We start from the raw sequence: 24,918 nt of genomic DNA, 5'->3' as shown, positions 1-24,918 counted from the left end.
CACCTGAGAGTCAGTTGTCACTGCCTTTGTTGTCGACGCGGTAGCCGAAGCTGAAACCGACGCCCTGGAACAGCACCACATCAGCCAGTTGGCGGGCGAGTTCGCCGGCGCTGGCCAGTTTGGTTTTTGGCACGTAGAGCATGTCGTCCGGCTGCAGATAGGCGATTTGTGGCGCGTCCCCGGACAAGGCCTTTTCGACGTCGTAGTTCATCGCCTGCACCTGATTGCCGTTGCGCCGCATGATCACCACCGAATCCAGCCGCGCCTTGACGTTGGTGCCGCGCGCCAGAGTCAGCGCCTCGAGCACTGACACCGGCCGGCGGATCGGGTAGGAGCCCGGTTGTGCGACTTCGCCGAGCACGTAGATCTCGTTGCCGGCGGTGGACTTGAGCAGCACATCCACAGTCATGCGGCCCGGCAGTTGCGCGTATCTCTGATTGAGGAAGGTTTCCAGCTGATTGACGGTCATGCCTTGCAGCGGCACCGCGCCGATTTCCGGAAAACTCGCGTAGCCATCAGTGCCGACGGTGATCTCGCGGCTCATGCCGGTGGCCGGATGGTTCAGCGCACTTTTAAGGTTCTGCTCGTTGCTCAGCGGGCTGAGAATCTGTACCGAGAGCTGATTGCGGTTGGGTTGGAACAGTTGCTTGCGCTGATACGCACGCTGGATTTCCTGACGGGCTTCTTCGCTGGTCAGCCCGGCGATTTTCACCGAGGTGTTGGCGCCCGGCAGTTCGATAGTGCCGTCGGGCAGCACCAGTTGCGTGCCGTTGAGCTGACTGGCGGCGGTGAAATTCAGGCCGATCTGGTCACCTGATTGCACGCGGTAAGCGTCCGAACCGCTGGTGCTGATGTGAAAGATCACATCCAGCACGTCTTTCGGGCGCAGGGTCTGTTCGACCCGCGGCATGTCGGTGGCCTGGGCGTTGGCCGGTGTGGCGGTGAGAATATTCACCGGCATGTTGCGGGTCTCGGAAGTGCTGGTGCAGCCCGCAAGCGGCAGCAACAGCAGGACAAGCATTCTGGCGTTCATGGCGTCATCCTTTGCGTTCGCTTACAGGTTTTTGTAAAGCCATTTGGGCATGTAGTACTTACGCCGGTTGAACACGCTGCCGACCACTTTCGCCCCGGCCTGAGTCAGGCGTTGCACAGCGGCCTGGGCGACTTCCCAGCGGGTGTCTTCGGCGCGTACGACAAACACCACGCCGTCGACCTGAGTGCTGATGACCAGGGTGTCGGCGGCGGAATACACCGCGTCGCCGTCGATCACCACAAAGCGGTACTGGCTGCCCAACTGGTCGAGCAACGGGCTCAGGCGCTCGGCGGTCAGGTGTTCCAGCGTGCGGATCGGCCGGCCGTTGGGCAGCACATGGAAGGGCAGGCTCGAGACCTGCACCACGCAGTCCTGCAACAGCGGCGGGTTGCCCGGGTTGAACAGCAGGTCGCGCAGGCCGCGCTCCTTGCCGAGGTTCATCTGCTGGGTGAGGTTGTTCGCCGACTGGCTGGCATCGACCAGCAGCACCTGGCCGCTGCTCATCTGCGCCAGTTGACTGGCCAGTGCCAGCGCGCTGGTGGTGGTGCCGGCGCCGGGGTTGGCGGCGGTCAGGAACAGAATGCGCAGATCGAGATCCAGCACGGTCGAAGTCAGATTCGATTCGCTGGGGCTGGCGATGCTCAGGCTTTTATTGGTTGAACCGTCCATTAGCTTGCTCCGTGGCCGCTGAATACTTTGAAGGGGGTTTTCAACAGAATCTTCAGATCAAGCAGAAGGCTCTGCTCGGCGATGTAGCTGAGGTCCAACTCAACGCGCTGGTCGAAGTCGATGTTGCTGCGTCCGGAGATCTGCCACAGACCGGTCATGCCGGGGTAGATCGCCAGACGCGCGAGGTGATTGTCCTTGTAGCGGTAAGCGTTGAACGAGGTCGGGCGAGGGCCGACCAGGCGCATGTCGCCGGTCACCACGTTGATCAGATTCGGCAGCTCATCGAGGCTGGTGCGCCGTAGAAAACTGCCGATGCCGGTGACGCGCGGGTCTTTGTCGATCTTGAAGTCGATGGCGTCTGCACCGTGCTTGTTCAGGTGGCGCAGCGACTCTTTGAGTTCTTCGGCGTTGCTGACCATGGTGCGGAACTTGAACATGCCGAACTTGCGCCCGCGATAACCGGTGCGTTTCTGCACGAACAGCACCGGCCCCGGGCTGGTGAGCTTGATGGCCAGGGCCAGGCCCAGCAGCACTGGCGAGATCAGCACGAGAATCGTCAGCGCGCCGAGGCAGGCGACCACCCGGTTGGTCCGCGACAGCTGCCATGGGCGGCCACCATCGCGGCCGCTGAGCCAGCCGCGACCCTGACGGTGGATCGCCGCGTCCAGGCGCATGCGATGTTCCGGGTCGACGCGCTTGTCAGGGCGCATCTGTGCAATCGACACACTTCTTTCATGTCCAGTCATGGCGTCCTCCGCATTCAATCAGCCGCAAGCGGCGCACGGGCAGTGGGGTAGTAGTCGCGGAACCAGGCGATGAAGCGGCCCAGTCCTTCATCCAGTTCTATCCGGGGCTGGAATCCGGTGGCCTGGGCCAGATCGCTGGCCTCGGCGCAGGTGTTGAGCACGTCGCCCGGTTGCAGTGGCAGCAGCTCGACAATGGCTTGCTGATCGAGATGTTTTTCCATCAGCGCGAGGTAGGTTTTCAGCGTGACCGGCTGCTGCCCGCCGATGTTGAACAGGCGCCACGGCGCCATGCTGCTGGCGGGGTCGGGCTGCTCGCGATCCCACTGCGGATTGGCTTGCGGTGGCTGATCGATGAGGCGAGCGATGCTTTCGATGATGTCGTCGATGTAGGTGAAATCGCGCTGATGCTCGCCGTAATTGAACAGCTTCAGCGGCTCGCCTTCGCTGATCGCCCGGGCGAACTGGATCGGCGACATGTCCGGCCGGCCCCAAGGCCCGTACACGGTGAAAAAACGCAGGCCGGTGCAGGGAATGCCGAACAGATGGCTGTAACTGTGCGCCATCAGTTCATTGGCTTTTTTGGTCGCGGCGTACAGCGACAGCGGATGGTTGACGCCATCCTTGACCGAGTAAGGCGTGTGCTGATTGGCGCCGTACACCGAACTCGACGAGGCGTAGATCAGGTGCTCGACCGGGTGGTGCCGGCAGCTCTCGAGAATGTTCAGGAAACCGTTGAGGTTGCTGTCCAGATACGCCCGTGGATTGTCCAGCGAATAACGCACCCCGGCCTGCGCGGCCAGATGAATCACCACTTGCGGCTGCTCGCGGGCAAACAATGCGTCGATCGCCGAAGCGTGGGCCAGATCCACCGTGGCCAGCGGAAAATCGCCGACCTGCTCGCGCACCCACTGCACGCGGTCGTGCTTGAGCTGCGGGTCGTAGTAGTGATTGAAATTGTCCAGGCCGACCACCGAATGCCCGTCGCGCAGCAAGCGCAGGACGCAATGGGCACCAATGAAACCGGCGGCACCGGTCACCAGAATCTTCATGGCCGCAGCCCTTCAGGGGCGATGTGGCGCAGACCGATGCCGCTGTAATGCAGGCCGGCGGCGGCAACCTGTTCCGGGTTATACAGGTTGCGCCCATCGATGATCACCTTCGAACGCAGCTTCTCGGCGAGCAGCTCGAAATCGACCACCCGGAAGTTTTTCCACTCGGTGCAGATCACCAGCGCGTCGGCGTCTTCGAGGGTGTCGTCGCGGGTCGCGCACAGATGCAGGTCGTTGCGGTAGCCGTAGATGCGCCGGCACTCGGACATGGCTTCCGGATCGTAGGCCTGCACGCTGGCGCCTTCGGCCCACAATGCATCCATCAGATAACGGCTGGGGGCTTCGCGCATGTCGTCGGTGTTCGGTTTGAACGCCAGGCCCCAGACCGCAATGGATTTGCCGGCCAGGCCTTGCGGAAACTGCGCGCGCAATTTGCTGAACAGGATGTGCCGTTGGCTGTCATTGACGTCGGTGACGCTGCGCAGCAATTTCAGCGGCATGCCGTTGTGTTCGGCGGTGTGCAGCAAGGCCCGCAGATCCTTGGGAAAGCACGAGCCACCGAAGCCGCAGCCCGGATAAATGAAGTGGTAGCCGATGCGCGGGTCGGAGCCGATGCCTTTGCGCACCGCTTCGATGTCGGCGCCGAGCAGCTCGGTGAGATTGGCCAGTTCGTTCATGAAACTGATGCGGGTGGCGAGCATCGCGTTGGCCGCGTACTTGGTCAGCTCGGCGCTGCGGTTGTCCATGAACATCAGTTTTTCGTGGTTGCGACAGAACGGCGCGTACAGCTCGCTCATCTGCTCGCGGGCAGCGTCGTCGCGGGTGCCGATGATGATCCGGTCCGGGCGCATGCAGTCGGCGAGGGCGCTGCCTTCCTTGAGAAATTCCGGGTTGGATACCACCCGCACCTGCAGCTCGGTTTTGCCGCGCAACAGCAATTCGCTGGTGGCCGTGGCCAGAACCTGATCGGCAGTCCCGACCGGCACCGTGGATTTGATGATCAGCGTGCGATCAGCCTCCATCAGGCCGGCAATCTGCCGGGCGACGTTGAGCACATGGCTGAGGTCGGCAGAGCCGTCTTCGTCCGCCGGGGTGCCGACGGCGATGAAAATCAGCTCGGCGTGAGCCACCGCGTCACTGGCCTGAGTGCTGAACAACAAGCGCCCGGCCTTGATGTTTTCTTCAAGTGTTGCGGACAGGCCTGGTTCACTGATGGGCGGCACCGCTTGTTGCAGTTGTTTGATCTTGTTCGGATCAATATCAATGCATAAAACCCGATGGCCGACATCGGCAAGTGCAGCGGCTTGTATAAGTCCGACATAGCCAGTGCCAAATACGCTCACGTCCATCTGCGCACCTCAATAAAACCAGAAAAGTTAATTACGGATGAGATTGTTAAAGGGGTATAGCGCAGGGTTTGGAAAGCGTGTCAGCAAAATGACATGTTGCACGGGTATAACACTTGAGGCGTTTTTGGCGATTGGCCATCAAGTCATTGCTGCGATTGAATTTGTTGTTTTCTTGCAGATTTGTTCAGATTTTATTTAACCGACAGACGGTCTAAGTCCCCGAAATCAAAGGCTTTAATCGCTACAGGTGTGTCAGATTTGAGTCACCGTTTTTTTGACGCTTTATCCGGCTATCAGTCATTTCTTGCGCTTTGATGGCCGGGTGCTAGTGTCAGGTTCTGACCGACAAAGCTTTGACAACCTCCCATTTCGGACGGCCGGTATCGCCATGTTCAAATACGCCAAGGAACTGCTTTTAGTTGCCTATCTATTGCTCTTTTCCGACTATTACCTTGATCGGTTAAATGCTATCGGGTGGGGTTTGAATGTACTTGTTTTTGGCGCGATGTTTTTGGCGCTTACTTTTGCTTTATATCTAACTGCCTATATACGTCAGGCTCTCGTTCGACATGCATTCGCATTAACGATGTTTGCCGCAGCAGTTTTTTTTGATGTTTACACCCGTGTCACCGCGGATTACCTGAGGTACAGCGATTTTGTCTCGCTGGTGTACTCCGGCGGCTTCATTCAGGAAGCGGCCTATCAGTATCGCGATGCGATCCTGCGCGCGGTGCTCAGTGGCTTGCTGCTGTTGTTCGGCATCGGACTCAAGCCGCGTCATGCGCTGTTCATACCCAACACGTTGCGGGTCGCGGCGCCCCTCGTCGGCGTATTGATGCTCAGCGGATTATTGTTTGTACGAGCGGGTGAGGGCGCACGTGGCCTGCCGATCATGTACACGCCGCTGGCCTACCTGAACCTGTTTGCCTACGAGGCGCTACACGATACCGTTGGCCCCCGTGAAGCGGTGACGCTTGCGCGCGCCACGCCCGCCGTCGGCCATGACATTGTGCTGATCATTGACGAAAGCATTTCCGGCAATTACCTCGACATCAACGCGCCGTTCGGCGTGCACAGCAACCTCAAGCAAGCGCCGGCCGGGGTCGATGTCTTCAACTTCGGTTATGCCGCGTCCATTGCCAATTGCAGCGCCGACACCAACGTCACCTTGCGCTACGGCGGCACCCGCGCCGACTACAGACGCATCAACAGCACGTTGCCGTCGATCTGGCAGTACGCGAAAAAGGCCGGGCTCGGCACGGTCTACATCGATGCCCAGCGCACCGCCGGCAACCTGCAGAACCTGATGACCGCTGCCGAGAAAAACGACATCGACAGTTTCGTGCAATTCGACCAGACCAGCGTGCGCGACCGCGACATGGCGGCAGCGGCGAAGCTGATTGAACTGCTCAACGACAATCGCCCCGAGCTGATCGTGATCAACAAGGTCGGCGCGCATTTTCCGGTGCATGACAAATACCCGGACGCGTTCATGGCCTACCGGCCGACGCTGCCCCGCGGACAGTTCACCGAAGTCGCCGACACTGGCGAACGCACCGGTTTCAACGGCCATCCGGATGACTGGGTGCTGTATCGCAACGCCTACAAGAACACGCTGTTGTGGAACGTCGGCGAGTTCTTCGCCAGGGTCTTTGCCCAGGCCAACCTGAACAACGCGCTGCTGATCTACACCTCCGATCATGGCCAGGATCTGCATGAGCGCGGCAACCCGGGCTTGAATACCCATTGCGGCGGCGACCCGGTGGAAGAGGAGGGGTTGGTGCCGCTGGTGGTGATCCAGGGTCGTGGATTGCAGGCGCCGGACTGGGCGGCGAATCTGCCGGCAAACAAGGACCGCTCCAGCCACTACAACATCTTCCCGACACTGTTGCAGGTGATGGGCTACGACTTGGGCGCAATCGAAGCGGTGTATGGCAAACCGCTGAGCGTGCCGACGGCGGATGAGTTCACCTTCAACTACCGCTTCAATGCGCGTTTGGGCGCCAAGCCTGAGTGGAAGCATATCGATCTGGGCAGCATCGTTACGCCTGAGCGGGCGCCGGCGAGTGTGGCTTCGGGGCAGTGAGTTTTGGGTTGCTCGGGCGGGCCTCTTCGCTGGCAAGCCAGCTCCCACAGGGTTCGAGGTTGTTCACAAATCCTGTGTCAGCACTGGCCTCTGTGGGAGCTGGCTTGCCAGCGATGGGACCAGCACTGACATCAGCCAATTCAAAGCTTCAGCCACCGCGCCCGATACTCCCCAGGCGCGCACCCCAGCCAGCGCGCGAAAGCCCGGTTGAATCCCTGCACATCGCTGTAACCCAACCGATCCGCCACTTCGACCAGCTCCAGCGCCCCGGATTGCAACAGGTCCTCGGCACGATAGCGGCGATGCTCATCAAGCAGTTCGCTGAAAGTCCAGCCCAACGCCTTCAAACGCCTTGCCGCCGTGCGCTCAAGCACATGCTGTGTAACACAGAACTGCTGCCAATCCGCTGTCGCCAGATCTTCGATCAGATAATCGCTGAGCTGTCCGAGGAAGGTCGATTCACTGAGACGTCGGGTCTGTTCCAGCAGATCGACAAGCGTTGTTTCCAATCCCGGATTACCCGGTGTCAACGGCATTACGAACAGCTGAGGATCCAGATAAATCGCCGCCCATGACTGCTCTGCGCTCACCGGGGTGCGCAACGCCGATGCATGTTCCTCGCGGCTTGCCGATGCCAGTGCCACACCCAGCACCGGATCATCGGGCACGCCGCTGGCGAGCAACTTGCGCCGCACCAGACTGCAAAGGCTGACGAGGATGTAATCGGTCAGCGCCGCCGGAGCATCAAGACTGCCGGCTTCGACCAGGCGCAGTGTTACGCCGCCATCTTCACGCAGGATTTGCACACGGAAGTGTCCGTTGAAAAACGCAAAGTACTCGGCGAAAAACTCACAGGCACGTTCCAGCGACACGGCGACATCGAACAGATAGGTCAGTCCATTGGTGGCCGTCGAAACGAAGCGTTCACCCGCCGCCAGACCGATCAGTGGATCGCCGCTCTGTTCCACGGCAAACGCCCAGAAGCGCCGTGACATCAGCAGCGGCATGCGCGTGAACGGCGTGCGCAGATCGGACAGGCTGCGGCGCAGTTGTGCTTCGATTGCGCCTTGGCTAATGCCGCGCGCGAGCAATTCTTCAATGGCCGGCAGCAGGGTCGGCGCGTAAAAAGCGTTGGCGGGTTGCGGATGGATTTTGCTCATGTTGTGCGCGCGTCTCCCGTCGCTCCGTTAGCCGCCAGCAAACGCTGATCGACGCTGAGGATCGCCTCGATCATCGCCCGCGCTGCTGGCGTCAGGGTAAAACCGGCGCGGCTGACGATGCCATAACCCAGTTGCAGCGCCGGCTCGTCATGGGGGACGTCGACAAAGTCGAGCAGCTCGATCAGGCCGCGATCAAGTTGTTCACGCAAGGACTCCAGCGTGGCCAGCCCCACGGCATCGGAGCGCAGGACCACGCGCTGGATCGCGTCAAATTGTGCGCACTCGACGCTCGGGGTAAAGTCCTGCTCACCGAGGATATCGGCGAGCACCTTGCGGATCATCGGTGGAATGCGCGTGCCGACGATCGGGTAATCGAGCAGGGCGCGCAATCGCAGGTCTCGTTGCGCGAGGAGCGGGTGGCCGGCGCGACAGAAAAACCGTCCCGGCCGCGTGCGCAGCAGGTGCACCTGATACTGCGGATCGCTGACAAAGTGCCGCGCGTCCGCGACGAAAAACTCGATCTGCTGCTCGCGCAACCACAGCGTCAATTGCTGCCAGTCGCCCTGATGAAACCGCGTGCGAATCGCCGGATGCGCATCAATGAAGTCGGCCAGCGCTTCCGGCACCAGCACCTGCGCCGGATACGGACCGCAACCGAATTGCAGTTCGCCGCCGGTGAGGCCGTTGTATTGCGTCAATTCGTTGTGCAGCGCCTGACTGCCAGCGAGCAGGCGCCGCGCATGTTGCAGCACCAGCTCGCCTTGCCCGGTCAGGCGAAATTCGCGGCTGCTGCGCTCGACCAGCTCGCAGTCAAGATCACGCTCCAGAGTCTGGATGCTGCGGCTGAACGCCGGTTGACTGAGGTTGATCGCCTCGGCGGCGCGCCCGAAGTTGCGGTAATCAGCGAGGGCGACCAAGTGGCGAAGCTGGCGAAGATCCATCATGCGTCTCCTGCATTTTGCGGATACTTTTAATGCATTGGATCGATAGCACGTCCGCTGGCATAAGTACACGCCTGTTCTTCGATGGCACGCCTTCATGTCTCAGCCTCTGTTCGCCTCAAGCGCCTTTACCCGCACGATTCTCGCGCATGCTCGCCAGTCCGGACTGTGCCCGCAACGCTTGATGGCGCGCGTCGGGATCTGCCCGTCAGTGCTCGCCGGGCAGCATCAATTGATCGCCGCACAAGCGCTTGAACAGTTGTGGTGTGAGTGTGAGTGGTCAGGGGTAGCGCCGACGTTTGGCTGTGAACTGGCCGACGGGATGGCGACCGATTGCCTGCAAGGACTGAATATCCTGCTCGACTCGTCCGCGACCTTGCGGGCCAGTCTGAAGTGCTTCATCGACTGCTTGCCAAGGGTGATCAATTACGTTGCGGTGGAACTCGTCGAGGCGGGCGACGTGGCTCATTTGCGCCTGCGTTCGCAGCAGGGGCATTTGCATCATTTCGCTCTGGATGCGGCAGTGATAACGCTGGTGCGCAACATTGCCCGTCGATTGGGCGGGGCGCCTGGAGATTTGTTTGTGAGTGTCAGCCTGCGCCCGGCGCAATTGGCCGGTGGCTGGCTGCGTGGAGTGGGTATCGCGGTGGAGCAGGGCGAACATCTGTGCCTGACCTTGCCGAGATATAGCCTCGATCAGGTCTTGCTGGGCACCAACCCGTTTCTGCACCAGAGCATGCTGCGTCACTGGCACGCTGAAACTCGCGCACCTGCGCGTGAGGACAATCTGACAATGGCGCGGCACTGGCTGACGGCGGGTGATCAACCGATCGAACGGATAGCTGAGCGGCTGGGTTATCGCCAGCCGAGCAACTTTATCCGCGCGTTTCGCAAACAGTTCGGGATTACGCCGAAGCAGTTTCGGTTGAATCCGGGGCAGGTTTGTTGAAAGCAGGATTGAGGTGATTGATCGTTATCGAGGGTGTCAGCAAGATTTACCCCCTCACCCCAGCCCTCTCCCCCAAGGGGGCGAGGGGGAAAGGGAGCCGATCTTCATGGCGGTCGGAATCTGAGTTCAACTCGGTATCCCACGTCGGCGTATCTCGTACGTCCAACACGGTCAGTCCCCTCTCCCTCCGGGAAGGGGGCTTATGAATCATGGGAGCTGATGTGCGTGTTATTCAAAATTGCATTCAACTCGTTATCCCACGTCGGCGTATCTCGTACATGCAACTCGGTCGGTCCCCTCTCCCTCCGGGAGAGGGCTAGGGTGAGGGGCTTTTGACTTAAGGCGTGACGATATTGAACTGCGGCCCGAACGTATCCAGGCTGCCCATCAATAATCCGAATTTCTGACCATTGCCCTGCAACTTCACCAGTCCTTTTTGCATCGCCGTCGGGAAGTCCAATTGTTTCAGGCTGATCTTCTCCAGCGTATCGCGGCTCAGGCTTACCCTCGCATCCGCCGCCGGATTCAAGCCGGCGCGGTGAGTCAGCACGCCGTTGCGCAAGGTCAGGGTGAAATCCCTTTGCACATCGTCGAACGTCCAGTTCAGCGTCAGGTCATGGGCCACGGCTTTGTCGCTGTCCAGGCGTACCGCGAGGTAGTCGAAGAACATTTCCGGACTCATCGCCCGGACCATGTCCACCGATACGGTATTGGCAGACTGCGGTGGTACGCCGTTGCGCAGTTCCATCGCACCGGTCAGGTACATGTTGCGCCAGGTGGCGTTCTCGCTTTGATAACCCAACTGCTCCAGCGTCTCGGCTTGAGCGGTGCGGGCATCCGCGTTGTCCGGATCGGCGAACAGCAACTGGTTGCCCAACTGCGCGGCCCAGCTGTAGTCAGCGCTGGCCATCGCACTGCGCATTTTCTCCAGCACCGACGTGGTACCGCCCATGGCCTCGACCGAGCGTTTAGCCGCATCCACCGGGGGCAGCGGATTGAGGTTGGCCGGGTTGCCGTCGTAGAAACCCATGTAGCGCTGATACACCGCGCGCGTATTGAAACTCAGCGAGCCGTAATAACCACGGGTGTACCACTTCTGATCGAGCGAGCCGGGCAGTTTCTTGATTGCTTCGGCAATTTCCAGCGGCGTCAGGCCCTGGTTGAGCAAGTGCAGGGTGCGGTCGTTGATGAACGCGTACATGTCGCGCTGATCGGCGAGCAAAGTACGAATCCGCTCGCCACCCCAGGTCGGCCAGTTGTGTTGGGCGAACAGCACGTCGGCCTTGTCACCGTAGCGCATGAGGCTGTCGTCGAGGTATTGCGACCAGGCTTTGGCATCACGCACTTGCGCGCCGCGCGGGGTGAGGATGTTGTGCATCATCTGCGTGGCGTTTTCGGCCATGCACAAGGCTTTCAACCCCGGTAGATAAAGATTCATTTCCGCTGGCGCTTCGGTGCCTGGGGTCAGCTGGAATTCGACTTGCAGGCCAGCGATGGTGCGGGTTTCCAACGGTTCGGCAATCAGATCGGTAGGCGCGATCAGCGTGACCGTGCCACCGCTGGGCGCACTCTTGCCGAGGCCGGCATCGACCTGACCTTTTTCACTGCGCGGCAACAGGCTGCCGAACTGGTACTGCGCGCGGCGGCTCATGGCGTTGCCGGCCATGACGTTCTCGCTCATCACGTGTTCCATGAAGCCGACCGGCGCGTAGACCTTGACCTTGCCGGACTTGACATCGGCCTCGTCGATCACCCCGCGCACGCCGCCGAAATGATCGACATGGGTGTGGCTGTAGATCACCGCGACGACCGGTTTGCGCGGGCGATGGGCGTAGTACAGATCCAGCGCAGTCCTGGCGGTTTCGGCCATCGTCAGCGGATCGATGATGATCAGCCCGTCGTCACCTTCGATGATGGTCATGTTGGCCAGGTCGAGGCCGCGCACCTGATAGAGCTTGGGGCTGACCTCGAACAGACCGGCGTGGGCATTGAGCTGGGCCAGTCGCCACAGGCTTGGATTGACCGATTCCGGCGCCTTGTCTTTGGCGAGGAAATCATAGGCATTGACGTTCCAGATGACTTTGCCGGCAGCGTCCTTGATCTGACCCTTGAAGGGTGCGATCAAGCCTTTGCTGACGGATTCGAAATCGGTGCGGTCGCTGAAAGGCAGGGTTTGCAGCACGGCAGCGTTGCTTGCGGCGGTTTGCATGCTCGGCGCAACCGGACCGTCAGCAGCGAGCAACGGTTGGCTCAGGCAAGCGGTGATCAGGCAGGTCAGCAGGCCGCGCGGGCTCAGGATGAAACGGGGCATGGGTGTCTCCGGTTTTTTATCGTTATGGCCGAACAGCCAGCAGCGTATGGCGCGTCCCGGAGTTGGCGATGATCATCAGCGGACAAAAACCATTCAGGGCCGCTATCCTAGGCCCAGGTTCACTGATCGGGTTTGCCCATGCTTGAGGTTCGCGACGTTTTCAAAAGCTATGCCACGCCACAGGGATTGTTGCCGGTGCTGCAAGGCGTCGACCTGACGCTGGAGGCCGGTGGCAGCCTCGCGCTGATGGGCGAGTCGGGCAGTGGCAAAAGCACGCTGCTGCATCTGGTGGCGGGGCTGGACAAGGTCGACAGCGGCAGCATTCGCAGCGGCGAACATCGCCTGGAAGCCATGAGCGAAGCGCAACTGGCGAACTGGCGGCGCACGGAAATCGGTCTGGTGTTTCAGCAGTTCAACCTGATCGGCAGCCTGCGCGTGGAAGACAACCTGGCCTTTCAGGCGCGCCTCGCCGGGCGCCATGAGCCGCGCTGGCAAGCGCATCTGGTGCAGCGTCTGGGTCTGGGCGATCTGCTCTCGCGGTATCCCGAGCAACTCTCTGGCGGCCAGCAGCAACGAGTCGCATTGGGCCGCGCATTGGCTTCGCAGCCGAAATTGCTCTTGGCCGATGAACCCACCGGCAGCCTCGATGAAGCGACCAGCGATGAAGTGCTGCGGCTGTTGCTGGAATTGCTCGATGACACGCCGACGACTTTGTTGATGGTCACTCACAGTCAGCGCGTTGCGGCGCGTCTGGCTCAGCGCGTGGTGTTGTCGAACGGACGGGTCGCCTGATGATCTGGCGGCAAACCCTGCGCGCGCTGCTCAGCCACTGGCGGCGCCATCCCGTGCAGTTTTTCAGTGTGCTGACCGGGCTGTGGCTGGCCACTAGTCTGCTCACTGGCGTCGAGGCGCTGAACAGTCAGGCGCGCGACAGCTACGCGCGGGCCAGCCAGATGATCGGCGGCGAACCACAGGCCAGCCTCAGCACGCCGAATGGGGCACTGTTTCCCCAGCGCTGGTTTATCGAGCTGCGCCGTCAGGGCTGGCCGGTGTCACCGGTGTTGCAGGGCCGGCTGACGCTCAAGGGCCACGAAGACCAGCGGATTCAGGTGATGGGCATCGAGCCGGTGTCGCTGCCGTCGGATTCCGCGGTAGCCGGGCAGGCGATGCCGATCGAGCGCATCGTCGAATTTTTCAGCCCGCCGGGCAGCACCTGGATTTCCCCGGACACGATGCAAATGCTCGGCTTGCGCGAAGGCGATACACCGCAAACCGTGAACGGCCAGACCCTGCCGCCGCTGCTCGCGCAGAAGGACATGGCGCCGGGCCTGTTACTGGTCGACATCGGCGCAGCGCAAAGACTGCTCGACCAACCCGAGCAATTGTCGCGATTGCTGCTGCCCAAGGACTTTCATCAAGAATTACCAGCGAGTTTCACCGATCGCTTGCAGCTCAAAAGCAGCGGTGAAGAAAACAATCTCGCGCGGCTGACCGAGAGCTTTCACCTCAATCTCGATGCCCTTGGATTTCTATCGTTTCTAGTCGGCTTGTTTATCGTCCACGCCGCCATCGGCCTCGCTCTGGAACAGCGTCGAGGCTTGCTGCGCACGTTGCGTGCCTGTGGCGTCAGTGCGCGAATGCTGATTGCGTGTCTGGTGGTTGAACTGGGTGTGCTGGCGCTGATCGGTGGATTGTTCGGTGTGATCAGCGGCTATTGGCTGGCCAGCGTGCTGCTGCCGGACGTCGCCGCCAGCCTGCGCGGTCTGTATGGCGCGGAAGTGGCGGGGCAGTTGCGTTTGAGCCCCTGGTGGTGGTTCAGCGGCATCGGTCTGAGCCTGCTTGGCGCCTTGCTGGCCGGGGCCAACAGTCTGCTGCGGGCGGCGCGCCTGCCGTTGCTGGCGGTGGCCGATCCGCAGGCCTGGCATCAACAGTATTCGCGCTGGTTGCGCCGGCAGGGTTGGCTGGCGATGGTGCTGCTGGCGATTGCGCTGGCGGCGCTGATCTGGGGCGACAGCCTGAGCAGCGGTTTCGTGTTGATGGCCGGGCTGTTGCTCGGTGCCGCGCTGGCCTTGCCGGTGCTGCTCAGCGCGTTGTTGAACCCGTTGCTCGGGCGCAGTCGGTCGGTGCTCGGCCAATGGTTTCTCGCCGACTGCCGCCAGCAACTGCCAGCCCTGAGTCTGGCGCTGATGGCGCTGCTGTTGGCGCTCGCCGCCAACATCGGCGCCGGCAGCATGACCGCCGGCTTTCGCCAGACCTTCAACGACTGGCTCGAACAACGCCTGAGCGCCGAGTTGTACATCAACCCCGCCAATCCGGCGCAGGCCCGCGAGATGCACAATTGGCTCAAGCAGCAGCCCAATGTGACCGCGGTGCTGCCCAACTGGCAGGTTTCGGTGACACTGCAAGGCTGGCCGGCCGATGTTTACGGCATCATCGACCACTCTTACTATCGCCAGCATTGGCCGTTGCTCGACAGCAGTGGCAGCCATCCGTGGGGCAAACTGGCCACGGATGATGCGGTGATGCTCAGCGAACAACTGGCACGACGCCTGAAGTTGCGGCCGGGCGAGCATCTGAACATTCCCACGCCAAACGGTACGTGGTCGCCGCGTATCGTCGGCATCTACGCTGACTACGGCAATCCGAAAGGGCACCTGCTGATCAGCAGTGAGCACCTGCTGCGCGGCTGGCCGCAACTCACGCCGAATCGCTTCAATTTGCGTATCGATCCAGCACAGATTCCGGCGCTGCTCAACGCCTTGCAGGCGCGTTTTGCGCTGGATGACAACCGCATCGTCGATCAGGCGCGGCTCAAGGGCTGGTCGGTGCAGGTCTTCGAACGCACCTTTGCCGCGACGGCGGCGTTGAACAGCCTGACCTTGGCCGTGGCTGGCGTGGCGCTGTTCATCAGTCTGCTGACCCAGAGCCAGAGTCGCCTCAGTCAACTCGCACCGCTGTGGGCGCTGGGCGTGACGCGCAAACAATTGATGCTGCTCAACCTCGGCCAGACCTGGCTGCTCGCCGTATTGACGTTGCTGTTGGCGCTGCCGTTGGGCATTGCTTTGGCGTGGTGCCTGGATGCGGTGATCAATGTGCAGGCATTCGGCTGGCGCTTGCCGTTGCGGGTGTTTCCTTTGCAGTTGTTGCAACTGATGGGCCTGGCCTTGCTGGCGACTCTGTTGGCCTCGGCATGGCCGCTGTATTCGCTGTACCGCACGCAACCGGCGGACTTGCTGAGGACGTTTGCCCATGAGGACTAAATGGCTCGTGCTGATGATTGCGCTGCTGTTCGCTGGCTGCGATCAGCCTGCACCCGAGGAGAAGGGTTTTGCCGGCATGGGCGATCAGGCGCAATCGTTCACCCCGGTGGTGCCCGGTCGGGTGTTCAGCTTCCCGGCCGATCACGGCGCGCATGATGGTTTTCGCATCGAGTGGTGGTACGTCACCGCCAATCTCAAGGATCAACAGGGCAATGATTTTGGCGTGCAATGGACGCTGTTCCGTAGCGCCCTGAAACCAGTCGCTGAGCAGGCCGGTTGGGGCAACCAAACGATCTGGCTGGGCCATGCGGCAGTCACCTCGCCCTCGGTGCACCACGCCGCCGAGCGCTACGCCCGGGGCGGAGTAGGCCAGGCCGGCGTGCGCCTGGCGCCGTTCGAGGCGTGGATCGATGACTGGATGTTTGCCAGTCAGGCGCAGGATCCGTTGCGCGATATGCAACTCAGTGCTCGTGACAAGAATTTCGCTTATCAACTGCGCCTCACCTCCAGCCGCCCGCTGGTGCTGCAAGGCGACAACGGTTTCAGCCAGAAATCCGAAGAAGGTCAGGCCTCGTATTACTACAGCCAGCCATTTTTCCAGGCCAGCGGCACGCTGCAGATCGACGGCCAGACCTACAGCGTCAGCGGCCCGGCGTGGCTCGATCGCGAGTGGAGCAGTCAGCCACTCACCGCCAATCAGACGGGCTGGGACTGGTTCTCCCTGCATCTGGACAGCGGCGAACATGTGATGCTTTACCGCATGCGGCAGAAGGACGGCGCGCCTTATCTGACCGGCACCTGGATCGCCGCTGACGGGCAGATTCAGACATTGCACAGCGAGCAGATCAGCCTCGTTCCTCAGGATACGGCCAAGGTGGCTGATCGACCGATGCCGGTGAAATGGTCGATCCGCATTCCCGACAAGCAACTCGATATCAGCGTTGACGCGATCAACCGCAATGCCTGGATGGATTTGCGTATTCCGTATTGGGAGGGGCCGGTGAAGATTGACGGCAGCCATCCTGGCCAGGGCTATCTGGAAATGACCGGATATTAACGGTAGGTGCAGTTTCCCTGTAGGAGCGAGCTTGCTCGCGAAGGCTTTTTGTCGAGCGATGATTTGTTCTGCTTGACCGGGTACATATCCGTTGCTGCGGTAACGGCTGCTTAGGGTTTCGCCCTTACGGCGACTTACTTTTTTACAAGCGCCAAAAAAAGTAAGCAAAAAACGCTAGCTCCTACGTTCGGCCCTCGCAGGCTCGGGTTCCTTCGCTGCGGGATCGATCCGGGCGTAGCGGCTACGGTTTGCTTCGCTGCACCTCCTTCCGCTGTGTCTGGCTTCGCCAGACGGTCGCTGCACTCCCGCGCCCGGATCAATCCCTCCACTCAGCCTTCCGACGTCGCCGGTGGATCAAGATCAAGATCAAGAGCAGGCGAGCTGACACTCGGCCTATAGGTGAACGTGGGACTGTAGGAGCTGCCGAAGGCTGCGATCTTTTGCTTTTGCTCTTGCTCTTGCTCTTGCTCTTGCTCTTGTAGGAGTGAGCCTGCTCGCGATAGCTATCTCAAAAACACCGATGAATTACAGCTTAACCCCAATCCCTGTGGGAGCTGGCTTGCCAGCGATGGCGTCAGCAAGGTCGCCACTAATCAAACCGCTCGGAACTCTCCCTTCGCCAAAAGGCTCTACCCAGAAACCCGCCATTTTCGGACTCACCCATGAGCGACGACGTGCAACTCCCAGACCTCAACACCTGGCAACGCCTGTTCGACGATCAGACGCTTTGGCAGCAATCGCCCGACGCTCACTATTTCGATCTGCAGCGCATCGCCGATGACCTGCTCGGCCAAGGCGCGATTGATCTTGAGCAATGGCAGTTGTTGCGCGCCAAAGCCGATGATCTGCACAAGCAGTCACCCGAGGTCAACGTCGCCCGCGAACTCGACGATCCCGAAGCCTGAGGACTTCTGCCATGAACAAGACCAGCAACCAGAACGACAATCCCGACGAACCGCGCCCGGCCGGCGAAACCGAACGCGATAACGATGCGCTGCGCCCGACCGATCCCAAGCAGCGGCAGGACAGCGGCAAAGGCACGCCGAGTGGCGAATCCACTGCGCAGGAGACCGCCAAGCCACACACCCGAGGCCCACAAACCCAAGTCAAGCCCTGAACAGCGTCTATGCTCACTGGCACGCCCGCCGCTGAAGTGTTTTCGGTGGCGGGTGTCGCCATTTCATCACAGGGAAAGTAATGCATATGAAGCTCGACGCTCTGGCCAAGGCCATCACTCTCGCAACGCTGCTTTCTGTCACGAGTTTCGGCGCTCTGGCTGCCGACATTCCGTTATCCGCCGTCGTTGAGGCCGATTCCGTTACCACCAAAGTGCTCGCCGTCGACCCGGCCAATCACCAGGTCGTGCTGGAAGGCCCCGAGGGACGCCAGGTCCACGTTCAGCTCAGCGACAAAGCGAAAAATCTCGCCAATCTCAAAGTAGGGGACCTGGTGAAGATCGAAGTGCAGCGATCTGTCGCCGCTTATCTCGATACAGACGTGGATAAAGGTCTGCCAGGCACCACCGAACGTACCGGCGAACTGCGCAAGGCCCCGGGCAGCGATAACCCGGGCGGCGAGGCCTATCGTCAGGTTCAGGTGCAGCTGAAAATCAGCAAAATCGATTTGAAGACCAATCAGGTCACCCTCCAAGATCCGTCCGGACAATCGAAGACGCTCGATGTGAAGAAGCCGGAGATTCAGGCCAAGTTGAAAGATCTGAAAGTAGGGCAGAGCGTTATTGTCACTTATACCGATATCCTGAAAGTGACCAGTCAGCACGATAGTTGAGTATTAACTCTACAAGTTTATTGCTCTTGTACAACTTTATGTATGAGAGCAATCATATAAAGGTTTTTGTAAGACAATTCCCGGGATAAATCGGCAAAACACAGTTTTTAACTTTTCAGTCCAAAAATTTCATGTTTGCCCATGACGACAGGTCCACTTGTTTGAATTAAAATCCTCGGCGTTCGCCCAGTGTCAGGGCTCTTTACCGGTGCAAGGATTGCCAGGCCATTACACTGGGCGAACTCCATTACTTGCAAAAGTTGTATACAGAATCTGCAAACAAAAAGGGCGACTTTTTAGTCGCCCTTTTTTTATTGTTTTCGATCAAGTCGAAGCTTGCATGCCGGCTTTGCCGTGCTGCCCCTGCAAGCGTTTGAGGGTCTGCTGGTACATTTTTGTGCGGCGATGATCCTTGCCATACGTGCCCGCCGCCGCGACGGTGCCGGCCTGAATGTGGTCCAGATAGCGGAAAATCTTCCGCGGCGAGAGGAACCTGACGCCATAGCCCAACCCGACCATTCGATCCTGAAGCGTGTAACCAGGCACCTCCTCATCCATACAGAAGTGCAAACCCAGCGACTTCATCAGCCGCGCATTCCACAGCGTGCAGAAACTTTTCAAATGGGTTTCTATATACGGGCGTGGCGGCTTCGAACGCAGGCCAAGATGAACTTTGAGCCGACGAACATGATGTTTGCAGAACCGCGAAGTTAAACGCCAGGTATCACGCAGTAACCCACGATCAAGTTGCTCAACACAACCCACCGCCGCCATGTCCGCATTTTTCGTGCATTCGCGCAACATCATCGCAAACACTTCCATGTCGTAGACAAAGGTGTCGGTGTGCAGCAGAAACAAGTAATCGGTCTCAACTTTCGCCAAGGCCAGATCCAACGCCTTGCCATGGGCGATATGCCCCATTTCCTTGCCCGGCGACGGCCGCTCGATCAGATTGATCCAGTCCAGCGAACGCAAATAATCGAGGCTGGCATCCGCCGAATCGTTGTCCACCACCCACACTGCAATGCCCTGCGCCTGAACATGCTCGCGCAACAGCTCCAGACACATGCGGGTAATGTCCGGGGTTTTGTAATTGACCAGAACAAGACTGAAGTTGGGATGCGGTCGGGTAGGTAGATCAAAGGCTTTCATGTCGGAGGGACTCATCCACGGCTCAAGACGACAGGTTGATGAGCCGGGATGCTAGCGGGGGAAGCTTAGGTGAAGCTTAATTTGGCAGGGTCGGACACTGGAGAAGTGTGAGGACGTAAAACGGTTGGGATGCGTACCGGATGTAGCCATGCGTTCATCAGGTTGCGAAGTAAAGCTCATCCAGTTGGCGCTTGCGGATTGCCAGGTATTCGTCCCATACCTTGGGAAAGTCCTCATCTCTGGTTAGCGGAAAAGTCAGGTAGATGTGTTTTCCGACAACACTGACGTACTGGCGCGCACGTTTGAAGGCCGGCTGTTCGTATACTGAAAGGCTTTCGTCGTAAGCATCGTGATGGTGGCGAATCGTTACTCGATGAGGGGCAATCATCCCTCGCGCAAAATCGATCACCCAGTCGCCGTCTACGGCCGTATGCAAACAGCCGTAAACACCATCGACCGAGAGCAGGATGCAGGTGTTGGCTTGGTTGCCGTCCTCGTCGTTCGCTAGAACAATCTGGTCTGCGAAGTATTTGATCGTCTGGTTATTCGGCCCCTGTAGAAGCAAGCCCCAGCCCTCGACGCCCATGCGAAACTCGCCGATGTTTTGAAAGGTTGCGGTCCATCGATTGGCAAGCGTTATCTGACGGGTATTCATTGGGTTTTCAGACTCGAGATTTCCGATTTATGGTGTCGGATAAACCGAAAAAAATCGGCTTTACGTTTTAACAGATGTTAAAAATCCAAAGAAATAGACGAACTTGGTTGCTCACATTTCATCCATGCAAACCCGCCGCTTTGCACGCTTCGACGAACGTGGTGCCTTTTTTGTCCATGGCAGTCTTGACCATTTGATTGGCTTTCACCAATGCAGCGGTGGGCTTGGCCCATTGCTCTGGTGGCAACGCCTCAGACCATGTCTGCACTTGCTCCGGAAGGGTAGGCCGCCCTTTGCGATGCGCCCATTCGGCTAGCATGTAAGGCATCTTCCAGAAGCTCAGCACGCGCCACATGTACCAGCGGCGCAGTGGCCAACGGGATTTTTTCGAGTAACCGTAATGCTCGCGCTGCTCGGGCGTCAGTTCGTCGCCACCCTCGTCCAGCGACCCCATCGCGCGTGCGTCTTCGCGTTCGATTTCAAAAGTGTGTAGGCCTTCGTACGGTTTGAGCCGATCACCGGATGGAGTCAAACCCAGTGCCTTGAGCATCGGGTTTGGAGCATCTACCAGCTGACCGTCTTCCATGTAATTACGAATTGAAGTCCACATCCCTAAAGCATGTGCATCGCTGGGTTGTGGTAGCAGGAGGAATTGCCCTTTGTCCTGCTCCTCATCCTCCAGACCCATGCCGAACGTGTACTGGCGAGTAGCGCCATAACTGGTCACGCCCTGAGTGTTGGAGACCCAGGCGACGACGCTTTCCCAAGGTACGATGAGGACGCGGCGGGTTTTGCTGTCGATGTAGCAGACTTCGCGGCGTTGGCGGTTGAAGCGGACGGGGTAGGTTTTTGCTGCTTTAAAGACGCCGGAGAGCATTCCGTATAAGTACGCACCAAGAGGGAGAATAAACAGTAGAGAGCCGCTAGCAAAAACCAGTAACGAGTCACCAATTAGGTCGACGAACCTTCGATCTATTCCGTGAGGGCTGAAAAGTGCGAGCCAAGCACAGATAAGCACCGGAGCAATGAATGCTGTCGTCAATGCCATCCAAATTCCAGCGGCAAGTTACTTTTCCTTGTTCAACCATTCCGCAATTACTTCCACCGAGTTCCAGGAATACTTCGTTCATCCCTGAAAAATTCCGGCGAGAGGATTGAGTTTGCCCTGTATAGACCGGTAATGGCGATAGAAACAGAGTTTCATTCATTCCACGGACGCGGACTTCTCCAGCCCTTGGCCTCTCGCTACGGATGTCCGCTGCGGCTTCAGAAGTAGTGAATTTAGCGCCGCGCTTGAAAAGGCTTTTAAGCATCGATGGTCCCCAAATCTTCTTTTTTGAACAATATGAATTGGGATTTACTTGTGCCAATCGGCAACGAGTCAGCAGAATCAAGCTTAAAGACACCGCGCGTTGGATCGCGCCTATAAGGTGAGCTAACAATATGCAGGTCACGCAGCACAAAGCAGGTTTCGTGCATTACGTCACGTTCAGCTTCCAATTGATAAGCGATGGTCAATGCCAAGGAAAAATCTGTGGTCTGCAATGAGTCACTGATCGGCAAATGAATTGTCAACGCTTCGCTGCCTTTACTGGCTACGACTAATCGACTAATCCAGGTTGTCGTGCACTCCCGCCATCTCAAGGGAAAAGGGCCGGGCGCGTAACCCCCTTTCTTTGGAGCATCGCGATATTGCTGGTACGCTTTCAATTGCAATTTTCGAGTATCCATTTCCTGCGTGCTAACGCCTGGAATTATAAACTTCAGATAGGTCTGCTTGGCATCGCGAATCATTTCACAAGTAGGTTTTTGCACGACCTTTGCCAGTTCGTTCCATTCGTCCTGCATGCTGCGATTCTTAGTTTTGTTCCCCCAGACGCTGGACTCCATCCATTTTTGCAAGTCGTCCAGAGGCAAAGATTGCCTCATAGCTTCAGATCAAAAGATCGCAGCCTGCGGCAGCTCCTACATTTGGAATGCGTTTCCCCTGTAGGAGCAGCCGTAGGCTGCGATCTTTTAATGTTTAACGCGCGAGTCGGGTCAAACACTCCTCAATCGACCGCCGTTGCGTCTCGGCATACAACCCCAGCTCATCAATGGTCGAACGCCCCAGCGCCTGTTCGAAAGCCTGTCGATTGGAGTGTTCGCCGTAATGCGTCTGCGCAGAATCGCCGAGGTTCGACTGAAAAATCCCCGCTGCGCTCACCGGCAGGAAATCTTCGTACACCAGCGGCTCCGCTTTCACATAGCCATCGCGCAGCAAGTCCTCCAGGGACGACTCACCAAGTCCTTCAGCGGCCAAGCCCTTTTCCGTAGCGAAATAACGAAAGTACGCCAGCCCCTGTTCGCGCATGCCCTCGATGCTGTCAGGAAATTCGGCAAAGTGCTGAGTCATCAGCGCGTCGTAGCGTGCGGCATTGGCTTCGTTAGGGAAGTCGCCCAATTCATCGCGAGCGGCATTCAACAAGCGGTCATACAGCGCGCGACCCTTGGGCGTGAGGGCGGCGCCACGCTGTTCGATTTCGCCGAAACGCGCGCTGTGGCTGCCACGGGTTTCGGGCTGATCGGTGAAGGCGATCGGCTCGTCCAGCGCTTTGAAGCTGGTCTGGCGCAGCAGGATCGGGCAGTCGCGGCGCGGTGGGCCTTCGATCACCGCTTTCGGTGTGATGCCATGGGCAGGCATCTGCTCCTGCACGGTGTCGATGTCCAGCGTGCGAGGGGTCAGGTGGTTGATGTGCGGGCCTTTGAACGCAACGACATCGGCGACCAAGCGGTGCTGGGCGCTGAGTTTCTGGTATTGCGCGGCGCTGACCGTGGCGCTGTGGTGCCAGCGAAAAGTCTCCAGTGCCTGTCGGACGAATTCCACGGCCTCCGCTTCATTCAGTCCGCCTGCCGTTTCCGCCTGTTCAATCAGGCGCAACGCCTCTTCAGTAAAAATCGAACGACGGGCCAGTACCGACTTGGCAAACGAACGCAATTCAGGATCTTCAATCAGCTCCAGGCGCAGCAACGAGGTGAACACGCGAAACGGGCTGACCTGCAGCGCTTCTTCATGCACCGCGCGAAACGCCGTTGAATGCACCGGCACACCGGCCGGGGTCAGGTCGTAATAACCCACCGGTTGCATACCCATCACCGCGAACAGGCGGGCGAGGGTGGCCAGTTCGCTCGCGGTGCCGACGCGAATGGCGCCGTGGCGTTCCATGTCCAGCCGCTCGATTTCGCCGGTGCGCTTGAGCTGTCTGGCAATCTCAGGCTGACGTGCCAGCAGTTCGCGATTGGTTTTCTCCACCAGTTCCATCAGCGCGCCGTACAGCGGCACCTCTTCGCGGTACATGTCGGACATCGCTCGGGAGAAGCGTTGGCGGATCAGGTCGGGGCTGACGAACGGCTGCACGGTCATGAAAAAAATTCCTGCCACGGTGACGAAATGGATGCCGGAAAAGATCGCAGCCTTCGCCCAGGCGGGCAAACGAAGAATCCTACGAACTTCATTCTGCCAACGACTGATCCACCAGTTCGATCCAGTGCCTGACCGGCGTGCGCCCGGCGCTGGCCAGATGGCTCTGACAGCCCACGTTGGAAGTGACGATCAACTCAGGCCGGCCGCTTTCCAGGGCGTTGAGGCGCTGATCGCGCAGTTGCCGCGCCAGCACCGGTTGGGTCAGCGAGTAGGTGCCCGCCGAGCCGCAGCACAAATGGCCGTCCGGCACCGATGTGAGGTTGAAGCCGAGTCGGGTCAGCACTGTTTCCACGGCGCCGCCGAGTTTCAGTGCGTGCTGCAAGGTGCACGGGCAATGCACGGCGATGCGCCGTTCGCTGGCGGCGCATACTTGCTCCAGTGGTTCCTCAGCGATTATTTGCACCAGATCCCGAGTCATTTCGCTGATCCGCCGGGCTTTCAACGCGTAGATCGGATCGTCCGCAAGCAAATGCCCGTAATCCTTGATGAACGCGCCGCAACCACTGGCCGTCTGCACGATGGCTTCAGCGCCGTTCTGCAGATGCGGCCACCAGGCGTCGATGTTCTGCCGAGCGCGGTCGAGACCTTTGCCCTGAGCGTCGAGGTGATAGTCGAGCGCGCCGCAGCAACCGGCCTCGCTCACCGGGGTGACGCTGATGCCCAGGCGATCGAGCACCCGCGCGGTCGCGTCATTGGTATTCGGCGACAGACCCGGTTGCACGCAACCTTCGAGCAACAACACCCGGCGCGCATGCCGAGGAGCAGGGCGCGCTCCCATAACACCCAAGCGCTGCGGCAGTTTGCTTTCCAGCAGGCGCGGCAGCAGAGGCCGAAAGGTCGCGCCCATGCGCAGTAAGCCTTTGAACACAGCCGGATTCGGCGCCAACGCGCGCAAGCCTTCGCGCAGCAAGCGCTGGGCGGCCGGGCGCGGCACCGCGCTGTCGACCACCGCACGGCCGATGTCGAGCAGGTTGTGATAATCGACCCCGGACGGGCAGGTGGTTTCGCAGTTGCGGCACGACAGGCAACGATCCAGATGCAGTTGCGTCTGCTCGGTGGCCGGTGCGCCTTCCAGCACTTGCTTGATCAGGTAAATGCGTCCGCGCGGCCCATCGAGTTCATCACCGAGCAGTTGATACGTCGGGCATGTCGCGTTGCAGAAACCGCAATGCACGCAGGTGCGCAGGATCTTTTCCGCTTCGCCAGCCCGGGGCAATTGCCGCGATTGCTCGCTCAGGGTGGTTTGCATG

At 59.5% G+C, this 24,918-nt stretch carries 22 protein-coding genes; 8 read left to right on the top strand and 14 right to left on the bottom strand.

Annotation, left to right across the window (positions count from 1 at the left end; translation table 11 throughout):
* Positions 1-10: 10 nt before the first annotated feature.
* Genes J5M66_RS04995 through J5M66_RS04975 form a run of 5 tightly spaced genes read right to left on the bottom strand, consistent with a single transcriptional unit; the run spans position 11 to position 4,846 of the window.
* The gene (locus tag J5M66_RS04995) at positions 11-1,033 is read right to left on the bottom strand and encodes a polysaccharide biosynthesis/export family protein (protein ID WP_016774099.1); all 1,023 of its coding nucleotides are present in this window, start codon (positions 1,031-1,033) and stop codon (positions 11-13) included.
* A gap of 21 nt (positions 1,034-1,054) precedes the next feature.
* On the bottom strand, positions 1,055-1,702 hold the full coding sequence (locus tag J5M66_RS04990; protein ID WP_024012451.1) for a CpsD/CapB family tyrosine-protein kinase: 648 nt from the start codon (positions 1,700-1,702) through the stop codon (positions 1,055-1,057).
* Entirely contained in the window at positions 1,702-2,448 is a 747-nt protein-coding gene (locus J5M66_RS04985) for a sugar transferase (protein WP_016774101.1), read from the bottom strand. The genes J5M66_RS04990 and J5M66_RS04985 overlap by 1 nt, the downstream gene beginning before the upstream one ends.
* Before the next feature lie 14 nt (positions 2,449-2,462).
* Entirely contained in the window at positions 2,463-3,497 is a 1,035-nt protein-coding gene (locus J5M66_RS04980; protein ID WP_123443221.1) for an NAD-dependent epimerase, read from the bottom strand.
* Positions 3,494-4,846, bottom strand: coding sequence for a UDP-glucose/GDP-mannose dehydrogenase family protein (locus tag J5M66_RS04975; RefSeq protein WP_123443222.1), 1,353 nt, complete (start codon positions 4,844-4,846; stop codon positions 3,494-3,496). The genes J5M66_RS04980 and J5M66_RS04975 overlap by 4 nt, the downstream gene beginning before the upstream one ends.
* A gap of 388 nt (positions 4,847-5,234) precedes the next feature.
* On the opposite strand from J5M66_RS04975, the gene J5M66_RS04970 reads away from it, so the two are divergent.
* A complete protein-coding gene (locus tag J5M66_RS04970; RefSeq protein WP_207807323.1) occupies positions 5,235-6,932 on the top strand; it encodes a sulfatase-like hydrolase/transferase in 1,698 nt (565 codons plus the stop codon).
* Positions 6,933-7,072: 140 nt separating this feature from the next.
* Here J5M66_RS04970 and J5M66_RS04965 read toward each other — a convergent pair whose 3' ends face one another.
* The gene (locus J5M66_RS04965) at positions 7,073-8,092 is read right to left on the bottom strand and encodes an AraC family transcriptional regulator (protein ID WP_123443224.1); all 1,020 of its coding nucleotides are present in this window, start codon (positions 8,090-8,092) and stop codon (positions 7,073-7,075) included.
* Entirely contained in the window at positions 8,089-9,033 is a 945-nt protein-coding gene (locus J5M66_RS04960) for a LysR family transcriptional regulator (RefSeq protein ID WP_123443225.1), read from the bottom strand. The genes J5M66_RS04965 and J5M66_RS04960 overlap by 4 nt, the downstream gene beginning before the upstream one ends.
* Positions 9,034-9,130: 97 nt before the next feature.
* On the opposite strand from J5M66_RS04960, the gene J5M66_RS04955 reads away from it, so the two are divergent.
* Entirely contained in the window at positions 9,131-9,982 is an 852-nt protein-coding gene (locus J5M66_RS04955; protein WP_123443226.1) for an AraC family transcriptional regulator, read from the top strand.
* A gap of 337 nt (positions 9,983-10,319) precedes the next feature.
* On the opposite strand, the gene J5M66_RS04950 is transcribed toward J5M66_RS04955, so the two are convergent.
* Positions 10,320-12,293 (bottom strand): alkyl sulfatase dimerization domain-containing protein, encoded by a 1,974-nt coding sequence (locus tag J5M66_RS04950; protein ID WP_207807322.1) that lies wholly within the window; start codon positions 12,291-12,293, stop codon positions 10,320-10,322.
* Positions 12,294-12,431: 138 nt separating this feature from the next.
* On the opposite strand from J5M66_RS04950, the gene J5M66_RS04945 reads away from it, so the two are divergent.
* From J5M66_RS04945 to J5M66_RS04920, 6 genes are all read left to right on the top strand, one after another.
* Positions 12,432-13,085 carry an ABC transporter ATP-binding protein gene (locus J5M66_RS04945; RefSeq protein WP_016774109.1) on the top strand — a complete coding sequence of 218 codons (654 nt, stop codon included), beginning with the start codon at positions 12,432-12,434 and terminating at the stop codon, positions 13,083-13,085.
* Positions 13,082-15,553 carry an ABC transporter permease gene (locus J5M66_RS04940; RefSeq protein ID WP_207807460.1) on the top strand — a complete coding sequence of 824 codons (2,472 nt, stop codon included), beginning with the start codon at positions 13,082-13,084 and terminating at the stop codon, positions 15,551-15,553. The genes J5M66_RS04945 and J5M66_RS04940 overlap by 4 nt, the downstream gene beginning before the upstream one ends.
* Positions 15,543-16,610 (top strand): lipocalin-like domain-containing protein, encoded by a 1,068-nt coding sequence (locus J5M66_RS04935; RefSeq protein WP_207807321.1) that lies wholly within the window; start codon positions 15,543-15,545, stop codon positions 16,608-16,610. The genes J5M66_RS04940 and J5M66_RS04935 overlap by 11 nt, the downstream gene beginning before the upstream one ends.
* A gap of 662 nt (positions 16,611-17,272) precedes the next feature.
* Positions 17,273-17,515 carry a hypothetical protein gene (locus J5M66_RS04930; RefSeq protein WP_016774112.1) on the top strand — a complete coding sequence of 81 codons (243 nt, stop codon included), beginning with the start codon at positions 17,273-17,275 and terminating at the stop codon, positions 17,513-17,515.
* Positions 17,516-17,526: 11 nt separating this feature from the next.
* Positions 17,527-17,727, top strand: a complete 201-nt coding sequence (locus tag J5M66_RS04925) for a hypothetical protein (RefSeq protein ID WP_122610224.1) — start codon at positions 17,527-17,529, stop codon at positions 17,725-17,727.
* Between the two features lie 86 nt (positions 17,728-17,813).
* Positions 17,814-18,398 (top strand): hypothetical protein, encoded by a 585-nt coding sequence (locus J5M66_RS04920; protein WP_073474317.1) that lies wholly within the window; start codon positions 17,814-17,816, stop codon positions 18,396-18,398.
* Between the two features lie 324 nt (positions 18,399-18,722).
* On the opposite strand, the gene J5M66_RS04915 is transcribed toward J5M66_RS04920, so the two are convergent.
* From J5M66_RS04915 to glcF, 6 genes are all read right to left on the bottom strand, one after another.
* The gene (locus J5M66_RS04915; protein ID WP_207807459.1) at positions 18,723-19,550 is read right to left on the bottom strand and encodes a glycosyltransferase; all 828 of its coding nucleotides are present in this window, start codon (positions 19,548-19,550) and stop codon (positions 18,723-18,725) included.
* A gap of 157 nt (positions 19,551-19,707) precedes the next feature.
* Complete coding sequence (locus J5M66_RS04910) at positions 19,708-20,205, bottom strand: hypothetical protein (protein ID WP_123441720.1); 498 nt, start codon at positions 20,203-20,205, stop codon at positions 19,708-19,710.
* Between the two features lie 118 nt (positions 20,206-20,323).
* On the bottom strand, positions 20,324-21,253 hold the full coding sequence (locus tag J5M66_RS04905; protein WP_123441729.1) for a DUF6708 domain-containing protein: 930 nt from the start codon (positions 21,251-21,253) through the stop codon (positions 20,324-20,326).
* A 257-nt stretch (positions 21,254-21,510) separates the two neighbouring features.
* Positions 21,511-22,053 (bottom strand): hypothetical protein, encoded by a 543-nt coding sequence (locus tag J5M66_RS04900; protein ID WP_148046964.1) that lies wholly within the window; start codon positions 22,051-22,053, stop codon positions 21,511-21,513.
* 175 nt (positions 22,054-22,228) lie between these two features.
* The gene (locus tag J5M66_RS04895; protein ID WP_123441728.1) at positions 22,229-23,608 is read right to left on the bottom strand and encodes a VOC family protein; all 1,380 of its coding nucleotides are present in this window, start codon (positions 23,606-23,608) and stop codon (positions 22,229-22,231) included.
* 88 nt (positions 23,609-23,696) lie between these two features.
* On the bottom strand, positions 23,697-24,917 hold the full coding sequence (gene glcF / locus J5M66_RS04890; RefSeq protein ID WP_123441718.1) for a glycolate oxidase subunit GlcF: 1,221 nt from the start codon (positions 24,915-24,917) through the stop codon (positions 23,697-23,699).
* Position 24,918 lies beyond the last annotated feature (1 nt).

It is taken from the genome of Pseudomonas sp. 67(2021), from assembly GCF_017491835.1.
GTDB lineage: Bacteria > Pseudomonadota > Gammaproteobacteria > Pseudomonadales > Pseudomonadaceae > Aquipseudomonas > Aquipseudomonas atacamensis.
This window is presented reverse-complemented; position numbering and strand designations above follow the sequence as displayed.

Bases quoted from the DNA above. Each gene is read 5' to 3' on its own strand.
- J5M66_RS04995 (WP_016774099.1), bottom strand. From the start codon at position 1,033: ATGAACGCCAGAATGCTTGTCCTGCTGTTGCTGCCGCTTGCGGGCTGC.
- J5M66_RS04990 (WP_024012451.1), bottom strand. From the start codon at position 1,702: ATGGACGGTTCAACCAATAAAAGCCTGAGCATCGCCAGCCCCAGCGAA.
- J5M66_RS04985 (WP_016774101.1), bottom strand. From the start codon at position 2,448: ATGACTGGACATGAAAGAAGTGTGTCGATTGCACAGATGCGCCCTGAC.
- J5M66_RS04980 (WP_123443221.1), bottom strand. From the start codon at position 3,497: ATGAAGATTCTGGTGACCGGTGCCGCCGGTTTCATTGGTGCCCATTGC.
- J5M66_RS04975 (WP_123443222.1), bottom strand. From the start codon at position 4,846: ATGGACGTGAGCGTATTTGGCACTGGCTATGTCGGACTTATACAAGCC.
- J5M66_RS04970 (WP_207807323.1), top strand. From the start codon at position 5,235: ATGTTCAAATACGCCAAGGAACTGCTTTTAGTTGCCTATCTATTGCTC.
- J5M66_RS04965 (WP_123443224.1), bottom strand. From the start codon at position 8,092: ATGAGCAAAATCCATCCGCAACCCGCCAACGCTTTTTACGCGCCGACC.
- J5M66_RS04960 (WP_123443225.1), bottom strand. From the start codon at position 9,033: ATGGATCTTCGCCAGCTTCGCCACTTGGTCGCCCTCGCTGATTACCGC.
- J5M66_RS04955 (WP_123443226.1), top strand. From the start codon at position 9,131: ATGTCTCAGCCTCTGTTCGCCTCAAGCGCCTTTACCCGCACGATTCTC.
- J5M66_RS04950 (WP_207807322.1), bottom strand. From the start codon at position 12,293: ATGCCCCGTTTCATCCTGAGCCCGCGCGGCCTGCTGACCTGCCTGATC.
- J5M66_RS04945 (WP_016774109.1), top strand. From the start codon at position 12,432: ATGCTTGAGGTTCGCGACGTTTTCAAAAGCTATGCCACGCCACAGGGA.
- J5M66_RS04935 (WP_207807321.1), top strand. From the start codon at position 15,543: ATGAGGACTAAATGGCTCGTGCTGATGATTGCGCTGCTGTTCGCTGGC.
- J5M66_RS04930 (WP_016774112.1), top strand. From the start codon at position 17,273: ATGAGCGACGACGTGCAACTCCCAGACCTCAACACCTGGCAACGCCTG.
- J5M66_RS04925 (WP_122610224.1), top strand. From the start codon at position 17,527: ATGAACAAGACCAGCAACCAGAACGACAATCCCGACGAACCGCGCCCG.
- J5M66_RS04920 (WP_073474317.1), top strand. From the start codon at position 17,814: ATGAAGCTCGACGCTCTGGCCAAGGCCATCACTCTCGCAACGCTGCTT.
- J5M66_RS04915 (WP_207807459.1), bottom strand. From the start codon at position 19,550: ATGAAAGCCTTTGATCTACCTACCCGACCGCATCCCAACTTCAGTCTT.
- J5M66_RS04910 (WP_123441720.1), bottom strand. From the start codon at position 20,205: ATGAATACCCGTCAGATAACGCTTGCCAATCGATGGACCGCAACCTTT.
- J5M66_RS04905 (WP_123441729.1), bottom strand. From the start codon at position 21,253: ATGGCATTGACGACAGCATTCATTGCTCCGGTGCTTATCTGTGCTTGG.
- J5M66_RS04900 (WP_148046964.1), bottom strand. From the start codon at position 22,053: ATGCAGGACGAATGGAACGAACTGGCAAAGGTCGTGCAAAAACCTACT.
- J5M66_RS04895 (WP_123441728.1), bottom strand. From the start codon at position 23,608: ATGACCGTGCAGCCGTTCGTCAGCCCCGACCTGATCCGCCAACGCTTC.
- glcF (WP_123441718.1), bottom strand. From the start codon at position 24,917: ATGCAAACCACCCTGAGCGAGCAATCGCGGCAATTGCCCCGGGCTGGC.